6 protein-coding genes are annotated in these 8,210 nt (G+C 75.1%); 2 read left to right on the top strand and 4 right to left on the bottom strand.

All coding sequences use genetic code 11. The features are described from left to right. Positions 1-107 precede the first annotated feature (107 nt). From ABZ898_RS20425 to ABZ898_RS20410, 4 genes are all read right to left on the bottom strand, one after another. Positions 108-986: a 1,4-dihydroxy-6-naphthoate synthase gene (locus tag ABZ898_RS20425; RefSeq protein ID WP_361660509.1), complete on the bottom strand. Its 879-nt coding sequence runs from the start codon at positions 984-986 to the stop codon at positions 108-110. Further along, positions 976-1,695 (bottom strand): futalosine hydrolase, encoded by a 720-nt coding sequence (locus ABZ898_RS20420; protein WP_361660506.1) that lies wholly within the window; start codon positions 1,693-1,695, stop codon positions 976-978. Before ABZ898_RS20420 ends, ABZ898_RS20425 begins: the two co-directional genes overlap by 11 nt. Before the next feature lie 17 nt (positions 1,696-1,712). Beyond that, positions 1,713-2,198 carry a DUF2771 domain-containing protein gene (locus tag ABZ898_RS20415; RefSeq protein WP_361660503.1) on the bottom strand — a complete coding sequence of 162 codons (486 nt, stop codon included), beginning with the start codon at positions 2,196-2,198 and terminating at the stop codon, positions 1,713-1,715. An 80-nt stretch (positions 2,199-2,278) separates the two neighbouring features. Beyond that, positions 2,279-3,676, bottom strand: coding sequence for an MFS transporter (locus ABZ898_RS20410; RefSeq protein WP_361660500.1), 1,398 nt, complete (start codon positions 3,674-3,676; stop codon positions 2,279-2,281). Positions 3,677-3,958: 282 nt separating this feature from the next. Here ABZ898_RS20410 and ABZ898_RS20405 point away from each other — a divergent pair, with 282 nt between their 5' ends. Together ABZ898_RS20405 and ABZ898_RS20400 are read left to right on the top strand one after the other, a co-directional pair. Next, positions 3,959-4,882, top strand: a complete 924-nt coding sequence (locus tag ABZ898_RS20405) for a DUF3027 domain-containing protein (protein WP_361660497.1) — start codon at positions 3,959-3,961, stop codon at positions 4,880-4,882. Positions 4,883-4,997: 115 nt separating this feature from the next. After that, on the top strand, positions 4,998-8,129 hold the full coding sequence (locus ABZ898_RS20400; protein ID WP_361660494.1) for a molecular chaperone Hsp90: 3,132 nt from the start codon (positions 4,998-5,000) through the stop codon (positions 8,127-8,129). Positions 8,130-8,210 lie beyond the last annotated feature (81 nt).

Here is an 8,210-nt window from a genome sequence, read left to right as displayed (position 1 = left end):
CGCCCTCGTACATCCAGTACGAGGGCGACCCTCCGCCTTGCGATCGCACGCACCAGACGCCGCGAGCCCTGCCCTCCGGGCAGACGACGCCACTTCGCGGACACGACCTACGGGAACGCCAGCGCGCCGGGGCCGAGGGCCGGGACGAGGCCCTCGGCCGCCGCGCGCGTCAGCAGGCCCCGGATCGCCGCGTACCCGTCCTCGCCGAGGTCGGCGGTGAACTCGTTGACGTACAGCCCGATGTGCTGGTCGGCGACGGCCGGGTCCATCTCCTGGGCGTGCTCCATGACGTAGTCGCGCGAGATCTCCGGGTCGTCCCAGGCGGCCCGGACGGAGGCCCGGACGGCGTCCGCGAGGCCCTGGAGGGCCTCGGCGCCCAGCGACCGCTTGGCGATGATCGCGCCGAGCGGGATCGGCAGCCCGGTGGTCCGCTCCCAGTGCTCGCCCATGTCCGCGAGCTTGTGCAGCCCGTACTGCTGGTAGGTGAAGCGGGCCTCGTGGATGACGAGTCCGGCGTCCACCTTGCCGTCCCGCACGGCGGGCATGATCTCGTGGAACGGCATCACCACGATCTCCCCGACGCCCTCGGGCAGGGTGTCGGCGGCCCAGAGGCGGAAGAGCAGGTAGGCCGTCGAGCGCTCGCTGGGCACCGCCACCGTGCGCCCCGTCAATCCCCCACTGCCGAAAGCGTGGGAGGTGCCCCCAGCCCCCGCCTCGCGCGTCAGCACCAGCGGCCCGCAGCCCCGGCCCAGCGCGCCGCCGCAGGGCAGCAGGGCGTACTCGTCGAGGACGTAGGGCAGGACGGCGTAGGACACCTTCAGCGCGTCGAACTCGCCGCGCTCGGCCATGCCGTTGGTGATGTCGATGTCCGCGAAGGTCACGTCCAGCGCGGGGGCGCCGGGGACGCGGCCGTGGGCGAGGGCGTCGAAGACGAAGGTGTCGTTCGGGCAGGGCGAGTACGCGATCTGCAGGGGCTCAGTCGTCATGCGTGTTCCAACTCTCCAAAGCGGGCGCGAGCTTCCCGAAAGCGCCGGTGAGCGCGGTCAGCGCGTCGCCGATGCGCCAGGCGGCGCGGTCGCGGGGGCCCACCGGATTGGACACCGCGCGGATCTCCAGCACCGGCACGCCGTGCGCGGCGGCCGCCTCGGCGACCCCGAACCCCTCCATGCCCTCGGCCAGTGCCCGCGGATGACGCTCGCGCAGTCGGGCGGCGCGGGCGGCGGTGCCGGTGACGGTGGAGACGGTCAGCACGGTGCCGGGGCGGGCACCGGTGGCCTCCACGACCTCTCGTACGAGTGAAATCGGCGGTAGGTGGGTGACGGTGCCGAAGCCGAGGTCGGTGACCGGTAGGAAGCCGTCCGGGCTCTCGGCGCCCAGGTCCGCCACGGTGATCGCGTCGGCGACCACCAGCGAGCCGACGGGAGCCTCCGGCTGGAAACCGCCCCCGATCCCGGCCGAGACGACCAGCCCGTAGGGGGTGCCCGAGAGCGCGGCCGCGGTCAGCGCGGTGGCCGTGGAGGCGGCGGCGCGGGCGGGGCCCACACCGGCGGCCAGCAGGTCGCACGGGCCGTCCGTGCGCAGCAGGGTCGCGCCGGGCAGCCGTACCTCCCCGGCGGCGCCCGGAAACGCCCGTGCCACCGCGTCCCGTTCGGCCGGGACCGCGGTGGAGACGAGGACGCGCGTGCGGGCGTTCACCGGACCGGGTACCTCCGTCAGGAGGTCTCCTTCTTGAGCTTGTAGCTCCACAGGCCCTTGGCCGAGGAACCGGTGCCCATCTGGACGGACAGCGTGTTGGTCTCGCCCTGGGTGCCGTACTGGGCGTTGAAGAACGCGGTGCCCGGGATCGTGCTGTACGTCTTCTTGCTGACGTCGGTGAACTGGCGGCCGTTGACCAGCAGCACCCAGCCCGCGTCCGCGATCTTCGGGTCGACGCCGACCCGGACCGTGTCGCCGTCCGGGTCCACGGAGATCGTCTTCACGTCGCCGGCCTTCTTCGCGCACGCCGCGAGCGACTTGGCGGTCAGCGTCTTGTCGCCGTTGTAGCAGAGCGCCTCGGAGCTGACCGAGCTGTCCCCGATGGTGACCGTGGAGACGGGCGTCGGCTTGTCACAGGCCGAAAGAGCGAGCAGTCCGGCGGAAACGGCACCGGCGGCGGCGAGCGCCCGGCGGCGTCGCGGGGCGGATTGCAGCGAGGTCATGTCCGAAGGCTATCGGGCACACCCCTCCGCGTGGCCATGAGGGGTACGCGAACGCCGCCCCGTGTGCCGCGCGGTGGCCCTCACGCGACCCGCGGGCGCGGCCTTCCCCCGTGGCGGGCGGCCGCCAGGAGCCCGCGCAGGGTGCTCAGCCAGCCCACGGCGACCAGGGCGGCGGCCACGGCCAGGCCGAAGGTGCCGTTGAGGGGCATCACGATGCCCACCGCGCCGCCGAAGACCCAGGCCATCTGCAGGATCGTCTCGGAGCGGGCGAAGGCCGAGGTGCGCACCGCCTCGGGGACGTCCCGCTGGATCAGCGCGTCCAGGGACAGCTTGCCCAGGGCCTGGGCGAACCCGGCGACGGCGGCGAGGCAGGCCACCAGGACGGCGCCGAAGAACAGGGCGGCCACCACGGCGGCGACCAGCGCGACGGCGACGACGGTCACGATGATGATCTCCGGCGCCTTGGACCGCAGCCACGACCCCACCGCCGTGCCCAGCGCGTTGCCCGCGCCCGCGGCCACACCGACGATGCCCAGCGAGACCGCCGCGCTCTCCCCGGCCAGCGGATGCTCGCGCAGAAGGAAGGCGAGGAAGAAGATCAGGAAGCCGGACAGGCAGCGCAACGCCGCGTTGGCGCCCAGCGCGTGGGTCACGGCGGGCCCGACCGTGCGCAGCCCCGGCCGCTTGCCCTGCCGCCGCCGCGGCCCGTGCAGATGCGCCTCGTCGGCCGCCAGCAGCGCCGTGTCCTCGCCCTTGGCAGAATCCACCTTCCCCGGCAGCGAGAACGACAGCAGGGTGCCCGCGACGAAGATCACGAAAGCGCCGTAGAGCGGCCACGGGTCCCCGACCGTCTGGAGCCCCGCCCCGATCGGCGCCGCCACCCCGGTGGCCAGCAGCCCGGCCAGCGTGACCCGTGAGTTGGCCTTCACCAGGGAGAACGCCGGCGGCAGCAGCCGGGGCACCACCGCGCTGCGCACCACCCCGTACGCCTTGGACGCCACCAGCACGCCGAGCGCGGCCGGATACAGCTCCAGGCCGCCGCTCGCCACCGCCCCCGACAGCACCAGCGCCAGCAGCGCGCGGGCCAGCATCGCCCCGGCCATCGCGGCCCGCCGCCCGTGCGGGAGCCGGTCCAGCAGCGGGCCGATGACGGGGGCCAGCACCGTGAAGGGCGCCATGGTGATGGCGAGGTAGAGCGCGACCCGGCCGCGCGCCTCGTCCGTCGGCACCGAGAAGAAGACCGTGGAGGCCAGCGCCACGGTGATCATGACGTCCCCGGCGCCGTTCACCGCGTGCAGCTCGATCAGTTTGCCGAGCCCCGACTCGCCCGCGCCGTGGGCGTGCGTGACTTTCCGGATGCCGCGCGCGGTGCCGGTCACCGGCAGGCGCAGGGCACGGCCGACGGAGCGGACGGCACCGCCGACGCGGCCCGAACCGCCGCCACCGCGCCCCCTGTCCGTGGCTGTCACGTGCTTCATAGTGCCCCGAGTGACCGTCCGGCGGGCGGTTTGCGGCCAAGCGAGTCGACGCGGACCGCCCCGGGAAGGACCTGTCCGGAACCCGCCGTGTGCCCGCGGACTGTCCCCCACCACGGGCGACGGGGTAGCGTGCGTATCTCAGCCATAACGCAGAATGGATGGCAGAGGTGCGCCCGCGCGTGATCGGACGCGGACGTCGATGCGGCCCACAGGTCCGCTCCGTCCGCTTCACCGCCGGAGTGCATCCGCACTCGTAGACGGCGTAGGAGAGAAGCGATACCTGTGAGCGCAGCGACCACGCGAAGCCGCACCCCTGACCGCCTGTGCGCCGAGGCGATCGACCTCGCGCGCACCGCAGCGGAGGAAGCGGCCGCTCCCGGTGTCGTCGGTGAGCACATCGGCGTGGTGTCGGAGGGTGACCGTGTCGTCACCCATTTCTTCGAGTGCAAGGAACCCGGCTACCGGGGCTGGCGCTGGGCCGCCACCGTCGCCCGGGCCTCCCGCGCCAAGATCGTCACCCTGGACGAGGTCGTGCTGCTGCCCGGCCGCGACGCCGTCCTGGCCCCCGAATGGGTGCCGTGGAGCGAAAGGCTCCGCCCCGGCGACCTCGGCCCCGGCGACCTGCTCCCCACCGACCAGGAGGACCTGCGCCTGGAGCCCGGCTTCTCCGGCGAGGAGGAGCCGCCGCCGAACTCCGCCCTGGCGGAGGGCCTGACCGAGCTGGCCGAGCGCGAGGACGCCGACGTCAGCCCCGGCAGCCCGGCCGCGCAGTCCGTGCCCGCCCGCGGTTCGATCACGTCGGTCGCCGAGGAACTGGGCATGCGCCGCGCCCGCGTCCTCTCCCGCTACGGCCTGCATGTGGCCGCGGACCGCTGGGAGGAGTCGTTCGGCCCCAAGACCGCGATGGCCCAGGCCGCCCCCGCCACCTGCGCCAGCTGCGGCTTCCTCGCCCCGATCGGCGGCTCGCTGGGCCAGGCGTTCGGCGTCTGCGGCAACGAGTTCTCCCCGGCCGACGGCCGCGTGGTCTCCCTCGCCTACGGCTGCGGCGCCCACTCCGAGGCCGCGGTCATGCCGACCCCGCCCCGCCCGCCGCTGCCGGTGGTGGACGAGACCCGGGTCGACCCGTTCCCGCTCCGCCCCGCCGCCGACTCCGGCTCGGTCCCGGCCGAGGGCGACGACGAAGCGGCGGAACTGGGCCACGCCTAGGAATCCCAGCACGCCCCCGGCCCGGTAGGGGCACGCCCGCCCGCGCGTACGCCGCGAAGGACAGACCGTCAGGTCGCTGTACCTTCGAAACTCACGTCGATGATGGAGAGTGAACGTGAGCAAGTACGTGCGGCCGGCGGCCGAGGGCGCCGACCCCTTCGGTACCGCCCGTCTCCGCCGCGGTGTCCTCGACGCCTGGGCCACCAGCCCCGCCCGGTTCCGTGAGGACGCCAACGCCGAGGAGGACCTCGTCCTCGGCGGCTACCGGGACCGGCTCGTGGTGGAGCTGGCCCAGAACGCCGCCGACGCCGCCGCCCGCGCCGGGGTGCCCGGACGGCTCAGGCTCACCCTCCGCGACGGCGTGCTGATCGCCGCCAACACCGGCGCCCCCCTGGACGCCGCCGGTGTCGAGTCGCTGTCCACCCTGCGCGCCTCCGCCAAGCGGGAGCGGCACGACGGACACGTCACCGTCGGCCGGTTCGGCGTCGGCTTCGCCGCCGTGCTCTCCGTGTCCGACGAACCCGCGCTGGTCGGACGGCACGGCGGAGTGCGCTGGTCGCTCGCCGAGGCGCGCGGGCTGGCCGCCGACACCGCCCGCCACAGCCCCGGCCTCGGCGACGAGGTGCGCCGCCGGGACGGGCACGTCCCGCTGCTGCGGCTGCCGTTCGCCGCCGAGGGCACCGCGCCGGACCCGTACGACACCGCCGTCATCCTGCCGCTGCGCGACGCGGCCGCCACCGGCCTGGCCGAGCGGCTGCTCGACGCCGTGGACGACTCCCTGCTGCTCGCCCTGCCGGGCCTCGAAGAGGTCGTCATCGAGGTGAACGAGCAGGAGCCGCGCACCCTGCGCCGCGCCGCCGAGGGCGACGTCACCGTCGTGGACGACTCCCGGCACGGCGCCACCCGCTGGCGCACCGTCACCGCCCACGGCCCCCTGGACCCCGCCCTGCTCGCGGACCGTCCCGTCGAGGAGCGGCTGCGTCCGCACTGGTCGGTGACCTGGGCGGTGCCCGAGGACGGCGAGAGCCGGCCGGTGCGCCCCCGCACCGCCTCCGTGCTGCACGCCCCCACCCCCAGCGACGAACCCCTCGGCTTCCCCGGCGTCCTCATCGCGTCCTTCCCCCTGGACACCACCCGCCGGCACGCCGCGCCCGGCCCGCTCACCGACTTCCTGGTGGACCGCGCGGCCGACGCCTACACCGAACTGCTCGCCGGCTGGCGTCCGGTGACCGAGGGTGCCATCGACCTCGTCCCCGGCCCGCTCGGCAAGGGCGAGCTGGACGGCGCGCTGCGGCAGGCGGTGCTTCAGCGGCTGCCGCGCACCGCGTTCCTGCCCCCGGCCCTGCCTCCGCGGGGCGACGAGGACCTCCCGGAGGCGCTGCGCCCCCGGGACGCCGAGGTCGTGGAGGGCGCGGGCGCCGACACCGTGCGCGTCCTCGCCGAGGTGCTGCCGACCCTGCTCCCCGCGGGCCTGGAGCGGCGCCCGGAGCTGCGCGCGCTCGGCGTGGCCCGGCTGCCGCTGGCCGACGCCGTGGACCGGCTGGCGGGCCTGGAGAAGGACCCCGAGTGGTGGTGGCGGCTCTACGACAGCCTCGCCGGGGTCGACCCCGAGCGGCTGTCCGGGCTGCCCGTGCCGCTCGCCGGGACCGGCCGCACCACGATCGGCCCCCGCCAGGTGCTGCTGCCCGCGCCGGGAGCCACCGCGCCGGACACGGAGGTGCTCGGCAGGCTCGGTCTGAAGATGGCCCACGCCGACGCCGCCCACCCCCTGCTGGAGAAGCTGGGCGCGCTGCCCGCGACCCCGCGCGCGGTGCTCACCACCCCGCAGGTCCGGGCCGCCGTCGCCGCCTCGCTGGACGACGAGGGCGGCGTCACCTGGGAGGAGGACGCCCCGGACGCGGAGGAACTGGCGGACACCGTCCTGGCGTTGGTGCGCGACGCGGCCCTGGAGCCCGGTGACGAGCCCTGGCTCGGCGCGCTCGCGCTGCCCGACGAGGACGGCGAACTCGCCCCGGCGGGCGAACTCGTCCTGCCCGGCAGCGCGTTCGCCCGGATCGTCCGCGAGGACGAACTCGCCGCCGTCGACGCCGAGCTGGCCGAGAGGTGGGGCGAGCAGCCGCTCGCCGCGTGCGGTGTGCTGGCCGACTTCGCGCTGATCCGGGCCACCGACGTCGTCCTGGACCCGGACGAGCTGGAGCCCCGGGACGGCGACTTCGCCGAGCCGGACGACGCCGGGCTGCTGGACGCCGTGGACGTGTGGTCCGAGGACATCCTCGACCGCTTCCCGGACAGCCCCGTACCGCCCGTCGCCACCGAACTCGTCGCCGTGCGCGACCTGGACCTGGTGGACGACGACCACTGGCCCGAGGCGCTGGCCATGCTGAGCCGGCCGCCGCTGCGCGACGCCCTCGTCCAGCCGGTCCGCGTCCTGCTCCCGGACGGCACCCACGAGGTCGTACGGCCCTACACCGCCTGGTGGCTGCGCGGACACCCGGTGCTGGACGGCCGCCGCCCGGCGGGCCTCCTCGCGGCCGGCGGCGACCCGCTGCTGCGCGGCCTGTACGACGAGGCGGACGCCACCGGCTTCGCCGACGAGCAGGTGCTGCGCGCCCTCGGGGTGCGCACCTCGGTGGCCGCGCTGCTGGACGAGCCCGGCGGCGGCGCCGAACTCCTGGAGCGGCTCGCCGACCCCGGCCGCCCCGTCACTCCGGTCCAACTGCACGGGCTCTACAGCGCGCTGGCGGAGCTGGACCCGGAGCAGGTGACGCTGCCGGACGAGCTGCGGGCCGTGCGCGACGGAGAGGCCGTCGTGGTGGACGCGCGGGACGCGGTGGTCGTGGACTCGCCCGACCTGCTGCCCTTCACCTCCGGCGTGCCGCTGCTTCCGGTACGGCCCGCGCTGGCGCCCGCGCTGGCCGAGCTGTTCCAGGTGCGGCGCCTGAGCGAGTCCGTCACCGGTGCCGTGGACTCCGAGGGCACCGGGCACGAGGTGCCCGAGCCGGTGCGGGCGCTGCTCGGCCCGCGCACCCCGCGCCACTACGTCGAGCACGAGGAACTCGTCGTGGACGGCGTCGAGATCGACTGGCGGCTCACCGACGACGGCGTGCTCCACGCGGCCACGCTGGAGGGCGTCGCCGCCGGGCTCGCCTGGGCGGCCGCCCAGTGGCCGCGCCGTTTCGAGGTGGCGGCGCTGCTGGAGGACCCCTCCCGCACCGAGGAGCTGGCGCGCGACCGCTGGTTCGACTGACCCGGCAGGACCGGCCCCGACAGTTTGTGCGCGAAACTTTTACCTCTCGTGCAACCTTTTCTCACTCCCGTTTGTCATGTC

Source organism: Streptomyces sp. NPDC046860 (genome assembly GCF_040645115.1).
GTDB lineage: Bacteria > Actinomycetota > Actinomycetes > Streptomycetales > Streptomycetaceae > Streptomyces.
This window is presented reverse-complemented; position numbering and strand designations above follow the sequence as displayed.

What these genes read in the sequence shown, in the direction of transcription:
- ABZ898_RS20425 (WP_361660509.1), bottom strand. Translation starts at nt 986, where the DNA reads ATGACGACTGAGCCCCTGCAGATCGCGTACTCGCCCTGCCCGAACGAC.
- ABZ898_RS20410 (WP_361660500.1), bottom strand. Translation starts at nt 3,676, where the DNA reads ATGAAGCACGTGACAGCCACGGACAGGGGGCGCGGTGGCGGCGGTTCG.
- ABZ898_RS20415 (WP_361660503.1), bottom strand. Translation starts at nt 2,198, where the DNA reads ATGACCTCGCTGCAATCCGCCCCGCGACGCCGCCGGGCGCTCGCCGCC.